This is a genomic window from Streptomyces sp. AM 2-1-1, from assembly GCF_029167645.1.
In the GTDB taxonomy this organism is placed as follows: Bacteria; Actinomycetota; Actinomycetes; order Streptomycetales; family Streptomycetaceae; genus Streptomyces.
Genome location: NZ_CP119147.1, coordinates 5029393 through 5051455 on the forward strand (window position 1 = coordinate 5029393; position 22063 = coordinate 5051455).

Below are 22063 nucleotides of genomic sequence, written 5' to 3' on the forward strand. Positions count from 1 at the left end.
CTCAGGCCAAGAATGATCACGCACTGCGGTATGACAACGTTGTCTACGTCGGAGAGGCGTTCTTTCCATGAGATGGACCCACTGGATACGCGGCGCGGGGACGGCGGCCGCCACGGCCGCGCTCCTCGGCGGAGCCGTCGCCGCACCGGCCGCGGCGGACTCCGGCCGGCACGGTCAGGACCGGCTCACCGATCTCGTCAACCCGTTCATCGGAACCGAGAACGAGGGCAACACCTACCCCGGTGCGGCCGTGCCGTTCGGCATGGTGCAGTTCTCGCCCGACACCGGTCACAACACCGGCTACGACTACTCGGAGAACCACATCCGGGGCTTCTCCACCGTGCACATCTCCGGTGTGGGCTGCGGTCTCGGCGGCGACCTCCCCGTGCTGCCGACGACCGGTGACATCACCTCGACCGACAACGCCGCCTACGCCGCCGAGTTCAGCCACGACGACGAGAAGGCCGCTCCCGGTACCTATGAAGTCGGCCTGAAGACGGGCATCAAGGCGGAGCTGAGCGCCACCGCCCGTACCGGCGTGCAGCGGTACACCTTCCCCGCCACCGACAAGGCCAACGTCCTCATCAACGCGGGTCAGTCGCTGCACAAGACGGTGGGCACCAAGGTCGAGATCCTCGACGACCGGACCGTGCGCACCGCCATCACCGGCAGCGGCTTCTGCCAGGACACCAAGCCCTACACCGTCTACACGATCACCCGCTTCGACCGCCCCTTCACCGTCTCGGGCACCTGGAAGGGCGGCGTCGTCACCGAGGGCTCGAAGTCCTCCACCGCCGCCGGCGAGCGCAACGGCGCCTTCCTGCGGTTCGACACCGCCAAGGACCGCACCGTCGAGGCGACGACCGCGATCTCCTACGTGGACGCCAAGGGCGCGGCCCTCAACCTCCGCTCCGAGGGCGGGCGTTCGTACGACAAGGTCGCGAAGGCCGCGCGGGCCGCGTGGGAGGACCGGCTCGACGACGTGAAGGCGCGGGGCGGCAGCGAGACCGTCCGCCGGACCTTCTACTCGTCGCTCTACCGCTCGTTCCTCGCGCCCAACGTCGGCAGCGACGTGGACGGCCGCTACACCGGCTGGGACCAGAAGATCCACCGGGCCAAGGGCTTCACGTACTACCAGAACTGGTCGCTCTGGGACACCTACCGCACCCAGGCCCAACTCCTGTCGCTGCTCGCCCCCGGCGAGTCCCGTGACATGGCGATCTCCGTCATCAAGATCGACGAGGAGAGCGGCTGGCTCCCCAAGTGGGGTTACGGCACGGTCGAGACGAACATCATGACCGGTGACCCGGTCACCCCGTTCCTCACCAACGCCTACCAGCAGGGCCTCCTCAAGGGGTACGAGGAGCAGGCGTACGCGGCGCTGAAGAAGAACGCGGACGGCGTACCGCCCGCCGACTCCGCCCCGGTGGGCCGCGAGGCCAACGCGGAGTACCTCGCAGACGGCTTTGCCCCGTACATCGCCGGCCGCGCGCACGTGAAGCCCGGCGACTCGGACTACGACCACGGCGCCTCCGCGACCCTGGAGTACGCGCTCTCCGACGCGATGCTCGGTCAGATGGCCAAGGACCTCGGCCACCGGGCCGACGCCGCGCGCTACACCGAGCGGGCGCAGAACTACCGCAAGATCTTCGACGGTTCGACCGGCTTCTTCCGTGCCCGGGACGCCTCCGGCGCCTTCACCGGCCCGACCGACCCGGCCCAGAGCGTCGGCTTCCACGAGGGCACCTCGTGGCAGTACCAGTGGCTGGTCCCCCAGGACCTGCCCGGCATGGTCGACCTGATCGGCGGCACCCAGGCCGCCGACGCCCGCCTCGACTCCTTCTTCGCCTACGACCAGCTGCTCCAGGACCCGGCGAAGACCGCCCGTGAGGTGTGGGTCAACGGCCCGTACGCGTACTACAACGCGGACAAGTACAACCCGCAGAACGAGCCCGACCTGATCGCCCCGTACACCTACCTCTCGACCGGCCGGCCCTGGAAGACGACCGACGTGGTGCACGCCGCGCTGACCCTCTTCACGGACACCCCCACCGGGATGACGGGCAACGACGACCTCGGCACGATGTCCGCCTGGAACGTCCTCTCGTCGATCGGCATCTTCCCGGTCCAGCCGGGCACCGACACCTGGGGCCTCTCCACCCCCGTCTTCGAGCGGGTGGACCTCACCCTGGACCGTCACTACTACCCCCGCGGCAAGCTCACCGTGAAGGCCCCGGGCACCTCGGACTCCGCGCGCTACATCCAGTCCGCGAAGGCCGACGGCCGCTCCTACACCAAGAGCTACCTCACCACGGACGACATCCGTGACACCCGCGAGCTGACCTACCGGGTCGGCACGGCGCCCTCGACGTGGGGCACCTCGGTGGACGCGGCTCCGCCCGCCCTGAAGTGACGCGCTGACCGGCACGCACTCCAGCACCACCGCGCCGGGACCCGCCCCTCACCGGGGGCGGGTCCTGGTGTGTTTCCCGGCTGGTCACGGGCATTAGCATCGTGCGATGAGGTTCCCCCGCCTCGTCGCCACCGACCTCGACGGCACCCTCCTGCGACGCGACGGCACCGTGTCACCCCGGACCCTGCGCGCGCTCGCGGGCGTACGGGACGCCGGAGCCGAGATCGTCGTGGTCACCGCCCGGCCGCCCCGCTACCTCGATCTGCTCGCCGACGAGACCGGGCTGACCGGCACCGCGGTCTGCAGCAACGGCGCCGTCGTCTACGACCTCGCCACCCGCACGGTCACCGCCTCCCGGCCCCTGGCCCTGCCCACCGCCCGACGGGTGGCCGGTCTCCTCGCGGCGGAGCTGCCGGAGGTCTCCTTCGGGATCGAGGCCGCCGGCCACATCCACTTCGAGCCCTCCTTCCTGCTGCGCTTCTCCGGCGACCCGTCGGCCGAGTCCGTCCTCCCCACCCGGGATGCGCTCTGGCAGACCGGGGTCCCGCTCGCCAAGCTGCTCGCCTGGTCGCAGAGGACGGACGCCGACACTCTGCGGGCGGTGGCCGAACGGGTCGCGCCCCAGCTCGCCCAGTACACGCACTCGGGCGGACGCGGGCTGCTGGAGATCAGCGCCCCCGGCGTCACCAAAGCCGGCACCCTGGCACTGCTCTGCGCCGAGCGCTCGCTCACCGCCGCCGACGTCGTCGCCTTCGGCGACATGCCCAACGACCTGGAGGTCCTGCGCTGGGCGGGCGCCGGCTACGCCATGGCCAACGCGCACCCCGACGTCCTCGCAGCCGCCCCGCACCGCACGCTCTCCCACGAGGAGGACGGTGTCGCCGTCGTCCTGGAACGGCTCTTCGGGACCACGGTCCCGGCGGTTCCGGCGGTCCCGGTCGTCCCCGTCACCCGGGCGACCACCGGAGACGACCAGGACGGCGTCACCGTGACCGCCTGACCGCCTGACCGCCTGACCGCCTGACCGTGCGAGGGCTGTGTGGGCGGGTGCCCCGTGACACCCCGTACCGGGGAGCTGACACCGGCCGTCGCCCGTCGGTGAGGCCGGCGAAAACCTCCGTGACCCGGGCGCAACGGAAAGGCAACCTCCCTGCGGCACCCTGGTGACAGGAGGGTGCGGGCGCCCCGCCACGACGACGCCCGCACCGTCCCCCGCCGTCGCCTCCCGGAACGGAACCCGCAGGCCCATGCAGCGCACCCGGTACTCCGCCCGCCCCGTCCGGCCCGCCCACGACACCTCCGGCGGCGCCCCGGCCCTGGTCGCCGTCGCGCACGGCAGCCGCGACCCGCGGGCCCTGCGGACCGTGGGGGCACTCCTGGGGCGGGTGCGGGAGATGCGCCCCGGCCTCGATGTCCGCCTCGGCCACATCGAGCTGAACCAGCCGCTGCTGCCGCAGACCCTCGCCGGGCTCGCGGGCGGCTCCGCCGTCCTCGTACCGCTGCTGCTCGGCCGCGGCCACCACGTCAAGCACGACCTGCCCTCGCTCGCCGCCGCCGCACCCGAGGTCCGTACCCGGATCGCCGCCCCGCTCGGACCCCACCCGCTGCTGGTGGAAGCGTTGTACGGGCGGCTCGTGGAGGCCGGCTGGGCCGACGGCGGGCCGGCCGGGCGCGGGGACGCCGTGGTGCTGGCCTCCGCCGGCTCCCGTGACCCCGAGTCCGCCGCCGACACCCGGCACACCGCCCGCCTGCTCTCCGAGCGGCTCGGCGGCGTCCCGGTGGTGCCCGCGTACGCCTCCGCCGCCACGCCCACCGTGCCCGTCGCCGTCCGCGCGCTCACCGCCCGGGGGTACCACCGCACCGCCGTCGCCTCGTACTTCACCGCCCCCGGCCGGTTCGCGACGGCGGCGGCCGACGCCGCCCCGGGCATCGCGGCGGCGCCGCTCGGCGACCACCCCGCGATGGCACGGCTGCTGCTGCACCGCTACGACCACGCGCGCGCCGGGGCCACACCCGCGGTCGGCGTCCCGCCCCTCCTCGCGAGCGCCTGACCCCGCCCCCGCACCCTCTTCCCCTGTGATCCCGGCCCGTTGTCCGAGACGGTCGTTAAGGTCGGAACCATGGACGGGACATACGGGATCGGTACACGCCAGACACCACGCACCGACGGCACGGCCCGGGCAGCAGCAGCCCCGGCGCTCACCCCCTACTCGCCCGCCGACACCGAACGCTGGGACACCGAGGCCGACAAACGCCCCGGCCGCACCGCCTTCCAGCGCGACCGGGCCCGGGTGCTGCACTCCGCCGCGTTGCGCAGGCTCGCCGGGAAGACCCAGGTCGTCACGCCCGGTACGCGCGGCGACGCCTGGGACGCCAGCCCCCGCACCCGGCTCACCCACTCCCTGGAGTGCGCGCAGGTCGGCCGCGAACTGGGGGCCACCCTGGGCTGCGACCCGGACCTGGTGGAGGCGGCCTGCCTCTCGCACGACATGGGACACCCGCCGTTCGGCCACAACGGCGAGCAGGCGCTCAACGACTTCGCCTCCGACTGCGGCGGTTTCGAGGGGAACGCCCAGTCGCTGCGGCTGCTGACCCGGCTGGAGCCGAAGCGCTTCGTCCGCGACCCGCGCACCGGCGACCAGGCCAGCGTCGGCCTCAACCTCACCCGGGCCGCGCTCGACGCCGCCACCAAGTACCCGTGGCCGCGCGGCGGCCGGGCCGACGACCCGGAGTCGGGCAAGTTCGGCGTGTACGAGGACGACCTGCCGGTCTTCTCCTGGGCCCGTGAGGGCGCCCCGGCGGGCCGCACCTGCTTCGAGGCCCAGGTGATGGACTGGTCCGACGACGTCGCCTACTCCGTCCACGACTTCGAGGACGGCCTGCACGCCGGCCACATCGTCCCCGCCCTGCTGCACGACCCGTGCGAGCGGGAGGCGGTCTGGGGCGCCGCGATCGGCCGGTACGTCCCGGCGGACACCGACCCCGAGGAGCTCGCCGATGCCCTGGACCGGCTCACCGCACAGGAGTGGTGGCCGCACGCGTACGACGGCTCCGCGGTGGCGCAGGCGCGGCTGAAGGACGCCACCAGCCAGCTCATCGGCCGGTTCTGCCAGGCGGCGGAGACCGCGACCCGCGAGGTCCACGGCCCCGGCCGCCTCACTCGCTACGGCGCCGAGCTGGTCGTCCCCCGCGAGGTCCGCGCGGAGTGCGCGGTCCTCAAGGCCGTCGCCGTCCGGTACGTCATGCAGCGCACCGAACAGGAGGTGATCCGCGCCGACCAGCGCGTCGTCATCGCCGAACTCGCCGCCGCGCTCACCGCCCGGGCGCCGGAGGGCCTGGAGCCCCAGTTCCGCGCCCTGTTCGAGACCGCGCCCGACGACCGGGCCCGCAAGCGCGTCCTCGTCGACCAGATCGCCGCCCTCACCGACGCCTCCGCCCGCTCCCTGCACCTCTTCCTCGCCACCAGGCCCGCCTGACGCGCCGTGCTCCGCCCGGCACCGGCCGGGGGCGGATGATGGGCGGACCGCACAGCCGGGACCGCGACCATGGGGCGGGCGCCGAAGAGGCACGCCCCTTCCGCCCTCACCCGGCGTGCGGGAGGCTCGCAGGGTGAGGGCGCCGCGCAGTACGCACTGAGGAGGCAGCAAGTGGTGGACGCACACAGGACGTTCGTCATCGTCGGCGGAGGTCTGGCCGGCGCGAAGGCGGCCGAGGAGCTCCGCACGCAGGGGTTCGACGGCCGGGTGATCCTGATCGGCGACGAACGCGACCACCCCTACGAGCGGCCACCGCTCTCCAAGGGGTACCTCTCCGGCAAGGCCGACCGCGACACCGTGTTCGTGCAGGAGAAGGCGTGGTACGCGGGCGCCGACGTGGAGCTCCACCTCGGTCAGCCGGTCACCTCGCTCGACCGCTATGCCCGTTCCGTACAGCTCGGCGACAACACCGTGATCCACTACGACAAGTTGCTCCTCGCCACCGGAGCCGAACCGCGCCGCCTGCCGGTCCCCGGCACCGACCTGGTCGGCGTCCACCACCTGCGGCGCCTCGCCCACGCCGACCGGCTGCGCGGGGTGCTGTCCGCCCTCGGCCGGGACAACGGCCACCTGGTGATCGCCGGGGCCGGCTGGATCGGTCTGGAGGTCGCGGCGGCGGCCCGCTCCTACGGCGCCGAGGTCACCGTCGTCGAGCCCGAACCGACCCCGCTGCACGGCGTCGTCGGCCCCGAACTGGGCCAGATCTTCACGGACCTGCACGCCGACCACGGTGTCCGCTTCCACTTCGGCGCCCGCCTCACCGAGATCGTCGGCCAGGACGGCGTGGTGCTCGCGGCCCGGACCGACGACGGCGAGGAGCACCCCGCCCACCACGTGCTCGCCGCGATCGGCGCCGCCCCGCGCACCGGTCTCGCCGAGGCCGCCGGGCTGGAGCTCGCCGACCGGGCGCACGGCGGCGGCATCGCCGTGGACGCCTCGCTGCGCACCTCGGACCCGCACATCCACGCGGCCGGGGACGTCGCCTCGGTGGAGCACCCGCTCTTCGGCACCCGGCTGCGCGTCGAGCACTGGGCCAACGCCCTGAACGGCGGTCCGGCCGCCGCCCGCGCCATGCTCGGGCAGGAGGTGACGTACGACCGGGTGCCGTACTTCTTCTCCGACCAGTACGACCTGGGCCTGGAGTACTCGGGGTGGGCTCCGCCCGGCAGTTACGACCAGGTCGTCATCCGGGGCGACGCCCGCAAGCGCGAGTTCCTCGCCTTCTGGCTGCGCGGACGGCGGGTGCTGGCCGCGATGAACGTCAACGTGTGGGACGTCACGGAGACCGTCCAGCAGCTGATCCGCAGCCGCGCCCAGATCGACCCGGACACCCTGGCCGATCCCTCGGTCGCCCTCACGTCGCTGCTCTGACCGGTCCGCGCCGCCCCGGGTGGCCCGTCCCGTGCCCGGAGCCCTCTCCCGTACCCGAAGGCGCACCGGCACCTCCGGGAGCGGGGCATGCCACCGGCAAGCGCCCCGCGCACCTGCGCGCCGTCAGGAGAGGACGGGCAGCCACTCCGCGTCGTCCGGGGCGTGCGGGTCCCGGGCGCACTCCGAGGAGACCGTGACGACGAGGTACGAGTCCTGCGGGGCGCGGAAGGTCACCGTGAGGTGGACGGCGGCACCCTCGGTGGGCCGGCTGTCGCGCTCCGCCGTGGCGGAGGCGGGGAGGACGTCGTCCAGCGCCCCCTCGACCTTCCACCCGGCCGCCGACAGCTTCTCCGCGGCGGCGGCGATGGCCCCGGTCGCCCCGTGGTGCGGCAGGTCCTGGGCCGACCAGCGCGAGGTCAGGCGGTAGGCGCCGGGCACGACCTCGGCGCCGGGCAGGAGCCCGTCCGCGGAGCAGTGGGAGACGGAGATCCCGTCGTCGACGCGCTCGGCCCGCGCCACGGGGCCGAGGGTGGCGAGGTGCGCCGACTCCGCCCTCACCAGGGCCGCCGTGCCGGCGGACGACGCCACCGGGTAACCCGGCCCGCCGCACCGGTTCAGCCCCACCAGGGCCGCCCCCACCGCCACCATCGCGACCGCCCACCGTCCGTACCGCATGTGTGCCCCCACCAACGAATGACGTGATCGCGTCACCCTATGCGGTCGCGGTACCCGGGCCCGCCTCCCGGGCCAGGACAGCGACCCCTCGCGCCCCCGTAGACTTCACCCGTGGCTGGCAGGATCAATGACGACGACGTGAAGGCGGTACGGGACGCGGTCCCGATCGACTCCGTCGTGTCCGAATACCTCCAGCTCAAGAACGCGGGCGGCGGAAACCTCAAGGGCCTCTGCCCCTTCCACGACGAGAAGTCCCCCTCCTTCCAGGTCAGTCCCTCCAAGGGCCTGTTCCACTGCTTCGGCTGCCAGGAGGGCGGCGACACCCTCGCGTTCGTGATGAAGATCGACCACCTCACCTTCTCCGAGACGGTCGAGCGCCTTGCCGCGCAGGCGGGCATCACCCTGCGCTACGAGGAGGGCGGCTACAACCCCTCCCAGCAGCGCGGCGAACGCATCCGGCTGATCGAGGCCCACCAGGCCGCCGCGAAGTTCTACGTCGAGCAGCTCGACGGACCCGAGGCCGAGATCGGCCGGAAGTTCCTCGCGGAGCGCGGCTTCGACCAGGCCGCCGCCGCGCACTTCGGCGTCGGCTACAGCCCCGCCGGCTGGGACCACCTCACCCGCTACCTGCGCGGCAAGGGGTTCAGCGACCGGGAACTCATCACCTCCGGCCTCTCCCAGGACGGCAGGCGCGGCCCGATCGACCGGTTCCGCGGCCGGCTGATGTGGCCCATCAGCGACACCGCCGGGGAGATCGTCGGCTTCGGCGCGCGCAAGCTGCGCGACGACGACAACGGCCCGAAGTACCTGAACACCCCCGAGACCCCGATCTACAAGAAGTCGCAGGTCCTCTACGGCATCGACCTCGCCAAGAAGGACATCGCCAAGGCCAGCCGCGCCGTCGTCGTCGAGGGGTACACCGACGTCATGGCCTGCCACCTGGCCGGCGTCACCACCGCCATCGCCACCTGCGGCACCGCCTTCGGCAACGACCACATCAAGATCCTGCGCCGGCTGCTGATGGACAACGGCAGCGCCCGAGTGATCTTCACCTTCGACGGCGACGCGGCCGGCCAGAAGGCCGCCCTGCGCGCCTTCGAGGACGACCAGAAGTTCGCCGCCGAGACGTACATCGCCATCGCGCCGGACAACATGGACCCCTGTGACCTGCGGCTGGCCAAGGGCGACGACGCCGTCCGCGACCTGGTCGAACCCCGCACCCCGCTCTTCGAGTTCGCGCTCCGCCAGATCGTCGGCCGCTACGACCTGGAAACGCCCGCCGGCCGCGCCGCCGCCCTGGACGAGGCGGCGCCCGTCGTCGCCAAGATCAAGACGGGCAGCATGCAGCGCGAGGTCGCCGTCCAGCTGGCCGGCCTCGTCGGCATCCTCGACCAGGAGTACGTCGTCCACCGCGTCCACCAGCTCGCCCAGTGGGCGCGCGGCCGGGGCGGCGACGGCGGCAACCGGTCCGGCGCCGGGAACAAGCAGGGCCGCGCGGGAGCCCGGCACCAGGACGTGACCCCCGCCTCCCTCGCCCCCGCCGGCCCCGCGCTCAACCTCCGCAGCCCCGCCCACCGCACCGAGCGCGAGCTCCTCAAGCTGGCCCTGCAGAAGCCCGCCCTGGTCTCGCCCGCCTTCGACGCATACGGCTCCGACGAGTTCACCGCCCCGCCCTACGCCGCCGTCCGCGAGTGCATCGCCGAGGCCGGCGGCGCCGAACAGGGCGTCGCCGACCCCCGTGACTACCTCGCCGCCGTGCTGGACGCCACCCCGCGGGACAGCGTCCGCAAACTCGTCACCGAGCTCGCCGTCGAGGTATTCCACGGCAAGACCATCGACGAGACCTACGCGGGCCTCCACCTCGTCAACGTCCGCCTGCGCGCCGTCGACCGCCGCATCGCCGACGTGCAGAGCAGCCTCGCCCGCCTCGGCTCCCAGGTCGCCCCCGACCACCTCGCCGCCGCGCAGAACGAGGTCTGGGTCCTCCAGCAGTACGCCCAGGCGCTCCGCACCCACGGCACCGACGCGCTCTGACGCGCGCCCCGCCCGCACCGGCCCGCCCCGCCCGCACCGGCCCGCCGCGCCCCCACGGGCCCGCCGCCTCGCCCGCTCGCCCGCTCGCCCAGAAAACCACCGCACGCCCCTCGTGGCGGCGATGTGTCGTACGCCACACTGGACGGCGGTGCCTGAGTCACCGGAGCGCGTCGGCCCACCGAGGGCGGACCCCCGTCACCGCGCTCCGGCAGCGATCACCTGGAGGTCGCCCCCGTGCAGACCCGGACCGTGACGAGCAAGCCGGACCACGCCCCCGCGCGCATGCCCGCGTACGCCCCCGCGATTCCCCCGCGGAGCAGGGCCCCGCACCCTGTGGAAAGCCGGGCCGCGCCACTCACGCCCCCCGGCGCCGTGCTGGAGGAACAGGACGACGAGGAGGGGACCGCACCCACCCCGCCACCGTCCCGGACCGATCACTCCGGAGCCGGCGCGGACCTGCTGCGCCAGTACCTCCGCGAGATCGGACGGGTCCCGCTGCTGACCGCCGCCGACGAGGTGGAGCTGGCCCGGCGCGTCGAAGCGGGGCTCTTCGCCGAGGAACGCCTGCGCCGCGCACCCGGCCCCGGCCCCCGGCTCGCCCGCGACCTCGAGCGGATCACCGTCCTCGGCCGCACCGCCAAACGCCGCCTCATCGAGGCCAACCTCCGGCTCGTCGTCTCCGTCGCCAAACGCTACGTCGGACGCGGCCTCACCCTCCTCGACCTGATCCAGGAGGGGAACGTCGGCCTCATCCGTGCCGTCGAGAAGTTCGACTACACCCGGGGCTACAAGTTCTCCACCTACGCGACCTGGTGGATCCGCCAGGCGATGTCCCGCGCCCTCGCCGACCAGGCCCGCACCATCCGCGTCCCGGTCCACGTCGTCGAACAGATCAACCGAGTCGTCCGGGTACGCCGCCGGCTGCTCCAGGAACGCGGTTACGAGCCCGCCGCCGAGGAGGTCGGCGCCGAACTCGACCTCACCGCCGAACGCGTCCGCGAGGTCCTGCGGCTCGCCCAGGAGCCCGTCTCGCTGCACGCCCCCGTCGGAGAGGAGGAGGACGTCTGCTTCGGCGACCTCATCGAGGACGGCGACGCCACCTCACCCGCCGACTCGGCGTCCTTCCTGCTGCTGCGCGAACACCTGGAAGCCGTGCTCTCCACCCTCGGCGAACGGGAACGCCGCGTCGTCCGGCTCCGCTACGGCCTCGACGACGGCCGCCCCCGCACCCTGGAGGAGATCGGCACCCTCTTCGGCGTGACCCGCGAACGCATCCGCCAGATCGAGGCCAAGACCCTCGCCCGGCTGCGCGGCCACGCCTACGCCGGACAGCTCCGCGGCTACCTGGACTGACCCGGCCACCCAGGTGGTGACGGCCGCCCCGGACACGGAGGAGGGCGCCCCCGGACCGGCCGTCACGGCCGACCAGGAGCGCCCTCCTCCGTCCGCGGGCCTCAGTCGACCTCGGCCAGCGCCTCGGCGAACTGCGCCGCGTAGAGCCGCGCGTACGCGCCCTTCGCCGCCAGCAGCACGTCGTGCGAACCCTGCTCCACGATGGAACCGTTCTCCATCACCAGGATCACGTCGGCGTCCCGGATCGTGGAGAGCCGGTGCGCGATCACGAAGCTGGTCCGCCCGTGCGCGAGCCGCGCCATCGCCTTCTGGATCAGCACCTCGGTACGGGTGTCGACCGAGCTGGTCGCCTCGTCCAGCACCAGGATCACCGGGTCGGAGAGGAACGCCCGCGCGATGGTGATCAACTGCTTCTCGCCCGCGCTGACCCCGGAACCCTCGTCGTCGATGACCGTGTCGTACCCCTCGGGGAGCGTACGGACGAACCGGTCCGCGTGCGCCGCCCGGGCGGCCTCCTCGATCTCCTCCCGGGTGACCTCGCGCGCGGCGCCGTACGCGATGTTCTCCGCGATCGAACCGCCGAACAGCCAGGTGTCCTGGAGGACCATCCCTATCCCGGACCGCAGCTCGTCGCGCGACATCCGCGCCACGTCCACCCCGTCCAGGGTGATCCGCCCGCCGGTCACCTCGTAGAACCGCATCAGCAGGTTGACGAGCGTCGTCTTGCCCGCACCCGTCGGCCCCACGATGGCCACCGTCTGCCCCGGGTCCACGCTCAGCGACAGATCCTCGATGAGCGGCTTCTCCGGGTCGTAACGGAACGACACCTTCTCCAGCCGCACCCGGCCCAGCAGCTCGGAGGGGCGCTGGGCGTCGGCCGGGTCCGCCCCCTGCTCCTCGGCGTCCAGCAGCTCGAAGACCCGCTCGGCCGACGCGATACCGGACTGCACCAGGTTCGCCATCGACGCGACCTGCGTCAGCGGCATCGAGAACTGGCGCGAGTACTGGATGAACGCCTGCACGTCACCGATCGACAGCGCGCCCGACGCCACCCGCAGCCCGCCGACCACCGCGATCAGCACGTAGTTCAGGTTCGACACGAACATCATCAGCGGCTGCATGATCCCGCTGTTGAACTGCGCCCTGAACACGGCCTCGTGCAACGCGTCGTTCTGCTCGGCGAACTGCTGCGCCGACTCGTCCTGCCGCCCGAAGACCTTCACCAGGTTGTGGCCGGTGTACATCTCCTCGATGTGGGCGTTGAGTTCGCCGGTGACCTTCCACTGCCGCACGAACTGGGGCTGCGAACGCTTGCCCACCCGCGAGGCCACGACCACCGACAGCGGCACCGTCACCAGCGCCACCAGCGCCAGCAGCGGCGAGATCCAGAACATCATGACCAGCACGCCCACGATGGTCAGCAGCGAGTTGATCAGCTGCCCCATCGTCTGCTGCAGGGTCTGCGCGATGTTGTCGATGTCGTTGGTCGCCCGGCTCAGCACCTCACCGCGCTGCTTCTTGTCGAAGTACGACAGCGGCAGCCGCGACAACTTCGTCTGCAGGTCCTCGCGGAGCTGGAAGACCACCCGGTTGATGACCCGGATCGACAGCCGCGTCGACACCAGCATCAGCAGCCCGGCCCCGATGTAGACCAGCAGCACCGCCAGCAGGACATGCCCCACCGCGGTGAAGTCGATGCCCCGCCCCGGGGTGAAGTCCACCCCGGAGAGCAGATCGGCGAGAGTGCCGTCGCCCTTGTCCCGCAGGCTCTGGATCGCCTGCGCCTTCGTGGTGCCCTCGGGCATGCCCCGCCCGACGACCCCCGCGAAGATCAGGTCCGTCGCCGCACCCAGGATCTTCGGCCCGACCACCGACAGCCCCACGCTCAGCACACCGGCGAGCAGCATCAGGTACAGCGAGGACTTCTCCGCGCTGAACCGCCGCATCAACCGCTTGGCCGACCCCTTGAAGTCCGCGGACTTCCCCACGGGCGCCCCGGCCATCATCCGTCCGCCCGGCCCGGCCATTACGCCGCCTCCGCTTCCGTCAGCTGGGAGAGCACGATCTCCCGGTACGTCCCATTGCCGTCCATCAGCTCGCGATGGGTGCCCGTTCCCACGACCCGCCCCTCGTCCAGGACGAGGATCCGGTCGGCATCGCGGATGGTGGACACCCGCTGCGCGACGATCACCACCGTCGCCCCCGCCGTCTCCCGGCCGAGCGCCGCCCGCAGCGCCGCGTCGGTCGCGTAGTCCAGCGCCGAGAACGAGTCGTCGAAGAGGTAGATCTCCGGCTTGCGCACCAGCGTCCGCGCGATCGCCAGACGCTGCCGCTGGCCGCCGGAGACGTTGGTGCCGCCCTGCGCGATCGGCGCGTTCAGACCGTTCTCCAGCCGCTCCACGAACTCCTTGGCCTGCGCCACCTCCAGCGCGTGCCACAGCTCCTCGTCCGTCGCGTCCGGGTTCCCGTAGCGCAGGTTCGACGCCACCGTCCCGGAGAAGAGGTACGGCTTCTGCGGCACCAGGCTCACCGTCTTCGCCAGCAGCACCGGGTCCAGCGTCCGCACGTCCGTACCGTCGACGAGGACCTCGCCCTCCGTCACGTCGAACAGCCGCGGTACGAGCCCCAGCAGCGTCGACTTCCCGCTGCCCGTCGACCCGATGATCGCGGTCGTCTCGCCGGGCCGCGCCACCAGGTCCACCGAGCGAAGCACCGGCTCCTCGGCACCCGGGTAACGGAACTGGGCGCCGCGCAGCTCCAGATGACCGTGCCGCCGCAGCTCCGTCACCGGGGCCGCGGGCGGCACCACGCTGGAGTCGGTCTCCAGGACCTCGTCGATGCGCTCCGCGCACACCTCCGCGCGCGGCACCATCATGAACATGAAGGTGGCCATCATCACGGACATGACGATCTGCATCAGATAGGAGAGGAACGCGGTCAGCGCGCCGATCTGCATCCCGCCGCTGTCGATCCGGTGCGCACCGAACCAGACCACCGCGACCGAGGACACGTTCACCACGGTCATCACGACCGGGAACATCAGCGCCATCAGCCGGCCCGTGGAGACCGCCACGTCCGTCAGCTCGGTGTTCGCGCCCCGGAACCGCTTCACCTCGTAGCCGTCGCGCACGAAGGCACGGATCACCCGGTTACCGGTGATCTGCTCGCGCAGCACCCGGTTCACCGTGTCGAGCCGCGTCTGCATGGTGCGGAACAGCGGCCGCATCTTCCGGACGATCAGGCTCACCGCGATCCCCAGCAGCGGCACCACGGCCAGCAGCACGGCGGAGAGCGGCACGTCCTGGCCCAATGCCATGACGACGCCGCCGACACACATGATCGGCGCGGACACCATCAGCGTGAACGTCATCAGCACCAGCATCTGGATCTGCTGGACGTCGTTGGTCGTACGGGTGATCAGCGAGGGGGCCCCGAACCGGGCGACCTCGCGGGCCGAGAACGACTGCACCCGGTCGAAGACCGCGGCCCGCAGGTCACGGCCGAGCGCGGACGCCGTCCGCGCCCCGTAGTAGACCGCGCCGATGTTGCAGACGACCTGGAGGACGCTGACGGCGATCATCACACCGCCGTACTCCAGGATGTAACCCGTGTCGCCCTTCACCACACCGTTGTCGATGATGTCGGCGTTGAGGCTGGGCAGATAGAGCGAGGCGCAGGTCTGCAGCAGCTGGAGGACCACCAGCAGCAGGATCGGCCTTCGGTAGGGGCCCAGGAAGGACCTGAGCAGTTTTATGAGCACGCGTGTCTCTCGGGTCGGCATAGGGCAGAGGCCGACCCATTTTGCGGCACGCCCCTCCACGGCGGCGAACGGATTTACCCAAGCCGCGGTCAAGAACCGCCCGCACGCCCCCCGGCACGGTCAGGCGGTGGCCGCCCCCGCTTCGGGGCCGTCGAACCCGAAGACCCCCGGATGGATCTGGTCGCGCGTCGCCTCGTACTGCTGACGCACCGCACGCCCCACGGGCAGCTCCTCGCCCGGCTCCAGCACCTGCGCCGACGCACCCTGCCAGGCCGGGGGAGTGCCCGGGTCGAGCCGCCCCCGCGACACCCCGAGGGCCCACGCCGCCTGCCGGGCCGCGCCCAGCGCCGCGTACTGCGCGGGCTGCGGCACGACGACCTGCGTACCGAAGAGCGCCGGCGCCATCGCGCGTACGGCGGGCAGCTCGGCGGCCGCCCCCAGCAGGAACACCCGTCGCACCGCCACCCCCCGCCGGCGCAGCACGTCGAGGGCGTCGGCCAGCGAGCAGAGCATCCCCTCGAACGAGGCCCGCGCCAGGTGCTCCGGCTTCATCGACTCCCGCCGCAGCCCGCAGAGCGTGCCCGCCGCGTGCGGCAACTGCGGGGTCCGCTCACCTTCCAGGTAGGGCAGCAGCACGAGGCCCGAGGAGCCGGGCGTCGACTTCAGCGCCAGCGCCGACAACTCCTCCAACCCGCCGTCGAGGCCGAGCATGTCGGCGGTCCCGCGCAGGGCCCGTACCGCGTTGGAGGTGTGCACCACCGGCAGGTGCATCCCGGTGGCGTCGGCGAACGACGTGATCATCCCGCGCGGATCGGCCAGCGCCTCGTGGTGCACCGCCATCACGGAACCGGAGGCCCCCAGCGACACCACCGCGTCCCCGGGCCCCACGCCGAGCCCGAAGGCCGCCGCCATCGTCTCGCCGGTCCCGGCGGAGATCAGCAGCCCTTCGGGGGTCGTGCCGGCCGCGGCGGACGGGCCCAGCACCTCGGGCAGCGCCGCCTGATGGCCGAGCGCCAGCTCCACGAGGTCGGGCCGGTAGGAAGAGGTGCGCGCCGACCAGTACCCCGTACCGGAAGCGGCCCCCCGGTCGGTGGTGCGCCGGGCGGGGCGGCCGAGCAACTGCCACACCAGCCAGTCGTGCGGCTGCAGGACGGAGGCCACCCGCTGGGCGTTCTCCGGCTCGGTCCGGGCCAGCCACCGCAGCTTCGCCACCGGCTGTGCGGCCTGGGGCACCGCCCCGACCGCCTCGGCCCAGGGCTGCCGCCCGCCGAGCCCGTCGATCAGATCCGCCGCTGCCACCTGCGCCCGCCGGTCGTTGCCCACCAGCGCGGGACGGACCGGTGTGCCCTGCCGGTCCAGCACCACCAGCCCGTGCTGCTGTGCGGCGACCCCGATCGCCTCGACGTTCTCGAGCAGCCCACCGGCCGCCGCCTCACCGAGCGAGAGGAGCCACGCCTGCGGATCGACCTCCGCGGATTTCGGCTCGACCGGATGTGCGGCGTACCCCTGCCGCAGCACGGCACCCGTCTCCGTGTCGCAGACGACGATGTGCGTGAAGGCGGCGGAACTGTCCAAGCCGGCGACTATGCCCATGTACGGATTCTGCCGCATCGCGCCCCCGTTCCCGAAACCGGCTCCGGCCCCGGCCCCCGCGCGGAGTGCGGGAACCGGGGCCGGAGCCGTCGGGTGGAGGCGCGGGGTGTCCCGCGCCGGGGCGCGGCGGGCGCCTCAGGTGTTGGTGGTGCCCCAGTCGTCCTCGACGCCGTTGTGCCCGGAGCGGTCCCGGAGCGAGCGCACCCGGTCGGTCACCGAAGCGGGCACCCGGTCCCCGACCTTCTCGCTCACCGAGTGGTACGCCTTCTCCGCGTACTCCCGGCCGCTGTGCGCGGCGCTCTCGACGGTGTTGCGCACGGCGGGGTTCTCGGCCACCTGCCGGGCGGACTTCTTCAGCTTCTCGTAGCGCTCCCGGCCGGCCCGCGTGCCGAGCACGTAGCCGAGAGCGAGGCCGGCGATGAACGTGAGCCGGTACCGCATGGCAGTCACCCTTCGTTCTGCGTTCGCTGCATGGGACGTCGCCGCGTGGGACGTCTGCTCCCCGCCTACCCGGAGGAACCCGAGATCACCCCGGGACATACCGATTGGCGAAGCACCCCCCTGCTTGCGCTAATGTATGTGTCGCAGCGAACGCGCGCCGCTCGGCAGTAGCCAGGCAGGTACAATTTCGAGGCAACGCAGCAATCCCCTGTAGCTCAATTGGCAGAGCAGCCGGCTGTTAACCGGCAGGTTACTGGTTCGAGTCCAGTCGGGGGAGCGCGGTCCCCTGTAGCTCAATTGGCAGAGCATTCGGCTGTTAACCGGAGGGTTACTGGTTCGAGTCCAGTCGGGGGAGCCAACGGAAGAGGACCCCTCGGGGTCCTCTTCCGCGTTGCGGGCCCGGCCGCGCTCCGGCTCCCCGGAGCGCCCCTCCCGTGACACGTTCGGGTCGTCCTGCGGCCACCCGGAACCGGGCAGCACGCAGCGCGGTCCTCAAGATCAAGCGATGCCGACCAGCCGCAGCGAGAGATCGTATGACCGGCTATGCTGCGGCAGACGGCGCGCACACTTGTACGCGCCACGCCGAGACGGGGCGGTAGCTCAGCCGGTTAGAGCAGCGGACTCATAATCCGTCGGCCGTGGGTTCGAGTCCCACCCGCCCCACCCAGCGTCCCCGGGCAGAATCGTTCTGGCCTGGGGAAACGCGTTTTTCGGGGGGCGTTTTCCGTGCAGCGTTTGCTGCACGATGGTGCAGCGAACGCGGAGCTGTGCGCATCCAGCGAGAGTCACGTACGGCTGTGAACTGGGCTTTTATGCATCCTCGCCCGTGGGATGGGTGTGGGCTGCTCCCACGGCTCCTGCCCATGGTTCACCAGACGGTTCCTGGTCTCTGTACCTTCGGTGTTTCTCGAGGGCCGCGAGCGCGTCCTGACCGGGCTGAGCCTGGGCATGCCGGTCGGGGGCACTTGGCCGCGCTGGTGACTGTGCTGGCCGCGGCGTGCAAGCAGATTGCGGACCGCATAGCGAGCGCCGGGCAGGACACGAAGGCCTCATCGGGGTTCCGCCGCTTCCGCCTTGCCGCGGAGGGTCGGGCCGCATGCCTACTGTCCTGCCGCCAACACTGCATCACGCCCGTACGTCGAGCACAGGCTCGAGCTCGCTCGTACGCTTGATCACCCTGGGCCAGGCCGACGCCGACGGCCACAGTGCCGCGCGGGCGGCCTAGGGCCTGTCCGGCGGATCACTGGCGGAGCCAGAGTCGGATCGCTGCGGCGGTGACGGTGCCGTGGAAGACGTAGGCCCGTTTGTCGTAACGGGTCGCTACTGCGCGGGAGTTCTTGAGCCGGTTGATGGTCCGCTCGACCTCGTTGCGGCGCCGGTAGTGGTCACGTTCGAAGCCCGTTGGTCTGCCGCCTTCTTTGCCTTTGCGGCGGCGGTTGGCCCGCTGGTCCTTCGGCTCGGGGATCGTGTGCCGGATGTGGCGTCTTCGCAGGTAGCGGCGATTTCGGCGGGAGCTGTACGCCTTGTCGCCGCTGACGTGGTCCGGCCGGGTCCGGGGCCGTCCGCCCAGCGGCCGGGGAACCCGGATCAGGTCCAAGACCTCGACCATCTGCGGGGCGTCGCCCCACTGGCCCGGCGTGAGCAGGAGGGCCATGGGACGGCAGCCGCCTTCGCCGGCGAGGTGGATCTTGCTGGTCAGGCCGCCCCGGGACCGTCCGAGTCCCTCGTCGGGGCGGTGGTGCCGGGGCGTCGTCCTTTTTTCGGGATCCGCGGACGGGCTTTGCGTGCGCCGGCCGCGTGCTGATGGGCCCGGCAGGACGTCGAGTCGACGCCGACCATCGACCAGTCGATCCGCCCTGCCAGGTCGGCGTCGGCCTGGACGGCTTGCAGGATCCGGTCCCAGGTACCGTCCGCCGACCAGCGGCGATGCCGTTCATAGACGGTTTTCCACGAACCATAGCGTTCCGGCAGGTCACGCCACGGGACACCGGTCCGGATCCGGAACAGGATCCCGTTCACCACGATGCGGTGGTCGCTCCACCGGCCACCCCGGCCACCCAGAGGTGGCAGATGCGGCTCCAGTAACGACCACTCGCGGTTCGTCAGATCCCCCCGACCCATGCCCGAACCAACGAGCGACCGGTCAGAAGGTCACATGATCCGCCGGACAGGCCCTAGTGGGAGGAGTACAGCGTCTTCGCCGAACTGAAGGTTCCGGACGCGGAGACTAGGTAGCTGCTCGGATGAGTGCCAGGAAACGGATCCGGCGCGGGTCTTGTCCCTGATCTTGGACACACGAGACGCCTGACCCCGTGGGACATCGCGTGGTCATGAACAACCATCCGCTGGAATTTAAGGCGGACTCGGTCGCGCTGCGCCAGTCCCGGTCTGAGTGACGATCCGGCAGATCGCTGAGGATCTGGGTGAGCCGTGGGCCTTGCGAGGACCAGACAATCGGTGCAGCTGGAGCCGGATATGTCTGGACAAAACAAGTTGATATGCCCGCTTTGGCAAGGTGAATCGTGAACCGTTTCGGTAGGCCCTCGGTTGTGTCGCAGCGGCAGCGGTCCATCGAGGGCCCTCTGGGGCTAGAGGTTGGCGAGCTGTGTCTCTGAGGCCAACGCGCCTGAGAAGTGTACGTTCTCGGCCAAAGTGCCCCAAGTGAGGTTTTCGGGTCAACTGCGCTGTCCAGGCTTCTGCCCGAGCTGGCAGGTGGATGCCCTGCCCGACACAGGGGGGAAGGCCGATGGCAGTTGAGCCGGCGGAGACCGCGTGGCGGATTCAAGCAGCTGTTGCGGATTTGACGGCCAAGGCCGATTCGAAGGCCTCGTTCGCACTGACCATGCAGTCCACAGCCTTGGCTGTCTTGGGCCTGCTGGCGAGTTCCAAACGAGCGGCTGGCGAACTCGACTCGGGTGCATCACGGCTGCTGGTGTGGTGCGGCGTCTTGCTCCTGTTCAGCGGAGCCAGCTGCGCGGCCTGGGCCATCTCGCCCAATCTCCGCAAGGAGCGGCGGGGGCCGGAACGTGACGACGACTTCCTGTACTTCGGGCATGTTCGGAACCTGGAACCGGCGGCGCTCGAAGCCATCCTGCGGGAGAAAGATCCATTGCCGCCGTTGTCCCGGCAACTAGTGGTGATGAGCGAGATCGCCTGGGCCAAGCACCGCCGAGTGCAGTGGTCGCTCATGTTGGCGGTTGGAGGCTGCACCGCCTTCGCTCTTGCGACCGTGGCCGGATGACATACCAGGAAGGCAGGACGCTGATGAACTTCCGGTCCCTGGTATCTCCAGACGTATGGCGCGACCTTGTGGAACGCGGGCGTCGGCGAACGTTCCGACGTGGATCCGTGCTGCTGTGCCAAGGGGAGTCGCCAGACTCCGTTATCGCGCTGATCGACGGCCTGGTGAAGGTGGCGCAGATCAATGAGTGCGGAGTCGAACTGACCCTATCGCTGCGCGGGCCAGGTGAAGTGCTCGGAGAAATGGGCGCTTTGCTCGGACTGCCACGCTCGGCCACTGTCACCGCAGTTCGTCCGTGTACAGGGCTGGTTCTACCGGCTCACGCTTTCCGCGGCTACGTAGAGCGCCACCGCCTGGACACGGTGGTGTACCAGCTGACCGTGGCACGGCTGAACAGCCACGAACGCCTGCGAGCCGACCTCGCGCATCTGCCACGCGTGGCGCGCATGGCCCGAATCGTCAGTCACCTTGCGGACGAAATCGGCCACCCGCACGGCAACGACGGCTTGGTCGTGGAGTTGGGCATGGCTCGGACGGAGCTGGCCACGATGGTGTCGATGAGCCGCTCATCAGCACTTGACGCCCTCAGCCAGCTTCAGGCGGCAAGAATCCTCACACTCGGTCGCCGCTACCTGGTCATTAACGACGTCGCCCGTCTCAGGGCAGCCGCCCGGGACGAAAAACAGCTCCCCGACGGCATCGGCTGCGAGGGGGACGCAACCGTTATGTGACTCGGGCCACGACCGCACCGTCCAATTCTGGACCATCTCCACCCTGCTGCTCCACGAAGGTGGCATTCCGCCGCAATGTCGCGGCACAACACCTGACGAGAGGAACAGCAGATGTTGCCGTCATGGGAGCCGTTGTGGCCCTACCGAGCGGTACTGGCAGTGGACGCCCGCAACTTCAGCGCGCTGGACAGCAAGGGCATGCAACAGGTGAACGCCGACATGCAGCCGTTGCTGTCCGAGGCGCTCAGCGCCAGCAACGTGAGTGCTCACTGGGAGCGGCGGGTGTTCGGCCAGCATGCCGGCGACAGCTACGTCGCAGGCATGGACCCGGAGATCCTGCCCGCGCTGGTGGGGTGTTTCCCTGACGCTCTCCGGCAAACTCTAGCCCGCCGGAGAGCTGCTGCCCCAGCCAGCACGCCTCTGCAACTCAGGGTCAGCATCCACGTAGGGCCGCTACCCCACACCGGACTGGGCGTACCGATGGTGCACATCCACCGGCTTCTGGAGGATGACGCACTTCGCGCTCTGCTGAACCGAGCGAACCCGGAGATCACCAACACTGCAGTGATCATTTCGCAACGCGTCTATGAGGATGTCTTCGAAAGTGGCTGCCTCAACGGCGAAGTCCTGCCCGACCAGTTCATGCAGCACCTGGTGAAGGTGAAGAAGTTCGAGCAGCCGGCCTATGTCCACATTCCCGGCTTTGACTGGCGGCTTGCGGATCCGGACATCTTCGAACCCCTCGGAACCACAGACGCGGCCAATGGGCAGATGGCCCCTGCGCCCGGACCATCGCCTCAGCCGACTTCCCCGACCCCCGGCACGGTGAACTTCAGCCACTCGGGCGAGCACGGCACCCAGGCCTACAACCTCCAAGCCCACAACATCTTCGACACCGGACGGGGGCAGTGATGA

The 22063-nt window shown here is 71.1% G+C and carries 16 protein-coding genes and 3 tRNA genes; 13 read left to right on the top strand and 6 right to left on the bottom strand.

The window, feature by feature from the left end; all coding sequences use genetic code 11:
* Positions 1 to 67: 67 nt before the first annotated feature.
* The 5 genes from PZB77_RS21955 to PZB77_RS21975 all read left to right on the top strand — a co-directional run bounded on the left by PZB77_RS21955 (position 68) and on the right by PZB77_RS21975 (position 7320).
* Positions 68 to 2413, top strand: coding sequence for a GH92 family glycosyl hydrolase (locus PZB77_RS21955; protein ID WP_275494328.1), 2346 nt, complete (start codon positions 68 to 70; stop codon positions 2411 to 2413).
* A 106-nt stretch (positions 2414 to 2519) separates the two neighbouring features.
* Entirely contained in the window at positions 2520 to 3413 is an 894-nt protein-coding gene (locus PZB77_RS21960; protein ID WP_275494329.1) for an HAD hydrolase family protein, read from the top strand.
* Between the two features lie 247 nt (positions 3414 to 3660).
* Positions 3661 to 4464, top strand: a complete 804-nt coding sequence (locus tag PZB77_RS21965; RefSeq protein ID WP_275494330.1) for a sirohydrochlorin chelatase — start codon at positions 3661 to 3663, stop codon at positions 4462 to 4464.
* A 69-nt stretch (positions 4465 to 4533) separates the two neighbouring features.
* A complete protein-coding gene (locus tag PZB77_RS21970) occupies positions 4534 to 5889 on the top strand; it encodes a deoxyguanosinetriphosphate triphosphohydrolase (protein WP_275494331.1) in 1356 nt (451 codons plus the stop codon).
* Between the two features lie 171 nt (positions 5890 to 6060).
* Positions 6061 to 7320 carry an FAD-dependent oxidoreductase gene (locus PZB77_RS21975; RefSeq protein WP_275494332.1) on the top strand — a complete coding sequence of 420 codons (1260 nt, stop codon included), beginning with the start codon at positions 6061 to 6063 and terminating at the stop codon, positions 7318 to 7320.
* A gap of 123 nt (positions 7321 to 7443) precedes the next feature.
* Here the strand turns inward: PZB77_RS21975 and PZB77_RS21980 are convergent, their stop codons facing one another.
* On the bottom strand, positions 7444 to 7995 hold the full coding sequence (locus PZB77_RS21980) for a hypothetical protein (RefSeq protein ID WP_275494333.1): 552 nt from the start codon (positions 7993 to 7995) through the stop codon (positions 7444 to 7446).
* A gap of 111 nt (positions 7996 to 8106) precedes the next feature.
* Here PZB77_RS21980 and dnaG point away from each other — a divergent pair, with 111 nt between their 5' ends.
* Together dnaG and PZB77_RS21990 are read left to right on the top strand one after the other, a co-directional pair.
* Positions 8107 to 10029: a DNA primase gene (gene dnaG, locus PZB77_RS21985; protein ID WP_275494334.1), complete on the top strand. Its 1923-nt coding sequence runs from the start codon at positions 8107 to 8109 to the stop codon at positions 10027 to 10029.
* A 282-nt stretch (positions 10030 to 10311) separates the two neighbouring features.
* The gene (locus tag PZB77_RS21990) at positions 10312 to 11382 is read left to right on the top strand and encodes an RNA polymerase sigma factor (RefSeq protein WP_275496163.1); all 1071 of its coding nucleotides are present in this window, start codon (positions 10312 to 10314) and stop codon (positions 11380 to 11382) included.
* A gap of 101 nt (positions 11383 to 11483) precedes the next feature.
* Here the strand turns inward: PZB77_RS21990 and PZB77_RS21995 are convergent, their stop codons facing one another.
* The 4 genes from PZB77_RS21995 to PZB77_RS22010 form a co-directional block, all read right to left on the bottom strand.
* On the bottom strand, positions 11484 to 13409 hold the full coding sequence (locus PZB77_RS21995; RefSeq protein WP_275494335.1) for an ABC transporter ATP-binding protein: 1926 nt from the start codon (positions 13407 to 13409) through the stop codon (positions 11484 to 11486).
* A complete protein-coding gene (locus PZB77_RS22000; RefSeq protein ID WP_275494336.1) occupies positions 13409 to 15142 on the bottom strand; it encodes an ABC transporter ATP-binding protein in 1734 nt (577 codons plus the stop codon). Before PZB77_RS22000 ends, PZB77_RS21995 begins: the two co-directional genes overlap by 1 nt.
* Before the next feature lie 120 nt (positions 15143 to 15262).
* Entirely contained in the window at positions 15263 to 16735 is a 1473-nt protein-coding gene (locus tag PZB77_RS22005) for an FGGY family carbohydrate kinase (protein WP_275494337.1), read from the bottom strand.
* 135 nt (positions 16736 to 16870) lie between these two features.
* The gene (locus PZB77_RS22010; protein ID WP_275494338.1) at positions 16871 to 17176 is read right to left on the bottom strand and encodes a YtxH domain-containing protein; all 306 of its coding nucleotides are present in this window, start codon (positions 17174 to 17176) and stop codon (positions 16871 to 16873) included.
* A 204-nt stretch (positions 17177 to 17380) separates the two neighbouring features.
* On the opposite strand from PZB77_RS22010, the gene PZB77_RS22015 reads away from it, so the two are divergent.
* The 3 genes from PZB77_RS22015 to PZB77_RS22025 all read left to right on the top strand — a co-directional run bounded on the left by PZB77_RS22015 (position 17381) and on the right by PZB77_RS22025 (position 17839).
* A tRNA-Asn gene (locus tag PZB77_RS22015) sits at positions 17381 to 17453 on the top strand.
* Positions 17454 to 17458: 5 nt separating this feature from the next.
* A tRNA-Asn gene (locus PZB77_RS22020) sits at positions 17459 to 17534 on the top strand.
* Positions 17535 to 17765: 231 nt separating this feature from the next.
* Positions 17766 to 17839 (top strand) — tRNA-Ile (locus PZB77_RS22025).
* A gap of 577 nt (positions 17840 to 18416) precedes the next feature.
* Here the strand turns inward: PZB77_RS22025 and PZB77_RS22030 are convergent.
* Positions 18417 to 19297, bottom strand: a protein-coding gene (locus PZB77_RS22030) for an IS5 family transposase (RefSeq protein ID WP_275490743.1) whose coding sequence is annotated in 2 segments (ribosomal slippage) — positions 18417 to 18937 and positions 18937 to 19297 — 882 coding nt in all. Because the reading frame shifts where the segments join, the coding sequence is not laid out codon by codon here.
* A gap of 625 nt (positions 19298 to 19922) precedes the next feature.
* On the opposite strand from PZB77_RS22030, the gene PZB77_RS22035 reads away from it, so the two are divergent.
* The 3 genes from PZB77_RS22035 to PZB77_RS22045 all read left to right on the top strand — a co-directional run bounded on the left by PZB77_RS22035 (position 19923) and on the right by PZB77_RS22045 (position 22060).
* Positions 19923 to 20417 carry a Pycsar system effector family protein gene (locus tag PZB77_RS22035; protein WP_275494339.1) on the top strand — a complete coding sequence of 165 codons (495 nt, stop codon included), beginning with the start codon at positions 19923 to 19925 and terminating at the stop codon, positions 20415 to 20417.
* Positions 20414 to 21148 carry a Crp/Fnr family transcriptional regulator gene (locus PZB77_RS22040; protein ID WP_275494340.1) on the top strand — a complete coding sequence of 245 codons (735 nt, stop codon included), beginning with the start codon at positions 20414 to 20416 and terminating at the stop codon, positions 21146 to 21148. Before PZB77_RS22035 ends, PZB77_RS22040 begins: the two co-directional genes overlap by 4 nt.
* Positions 21149 to 21307: 159 nt before the next feature.
* Complete coding sequence (locus PZB77_RS22045) at positions 21308 to 22060, top strand: hypothetical protein (RefSeq protein ID WP_275494341.1); 753 nt, start codon at positions 21308 to 21310, stop codon at positions 22058 to 22060.
* Positions 22061 to 22063 lie beyond the last annotated feature (3 nt).

Coding starts and splice junctions, on each gene's coding strand:
- PZB77_RS21995 (WP_275494335.1), bottom strand. CDS start 13,409: ATGGCCGGGCCGGGCGGACGGATGATGGCCGGGGCGCCCGTGGGGAAG.
- PZB77_RS22035 (WP_275494339.1), top strand. CDS start 19,923: ATGGCAGTTGAGCCGGCGGAGACCGCGTGGCGGATTCAAGCAGCTGTT.
- PZB77_RS22010 (WP_275494338.1), bottom strand. CDS start 17,176: ATGCGGTACCGGCTCACGTTCATCGCCGGCCTCGCTCTCGGCTACGTG.
- PZB77_RS22005 (WP_275494337.1), bottom strand. CDS start 16,735: ATGGGCATAGTCGCCGGCTTGGACAGTTCCGCCGCCTTCACGCACATC.
- PZB77_RS21955 (WP_275494328.1), top strand. CDS start 68: ATGAGATGGACCCACTGGATACGCGGCGCGGGGACGGCGGCCGCCACG.
- PZB77_RS21970 (WP_275494331.1), top strand. CDS start 4,534: ATGGACGGGACATACGGGATCGGTACACGCCAGACACCACGCACCGAC.
- PZB77_RS21990 (WP_275496163.1), top strand. CDS start 10,312: ATGCCCGCGTACGCCCCCGCGATTCCCCCGCGGAGCAGGGCCCCGCAC.
- PZB77_RS21980 (WP_275494333.1), bottom strand. CDS start 7,995: ATGCGGTACGGACGGTGGGCGGTCGCGATGGTGGCGGTGGGGGCGGCC.
- PZB77_RS21960 (WP_275494329.1), top strand. CDS start 2,520: ATGAGGTTCCCCCGCCTCGTCGCCACCGACCTCGACGGCACCCTCCTG.
- PZB77_RS21965 (WP_275494330.1), top strand. CDS start 3,661: ATGCAGCGCACCCGGTACTCCGCCCGCCCCGTCCGGCCCGCCCACGAC.
- PZB77_RS22040 (WP_275494340.1), top strand. CDS start 20,414: ATGACATACCAGGAAGGCAGGACGCTGATGAACTTCCGGTCCCTGGTA.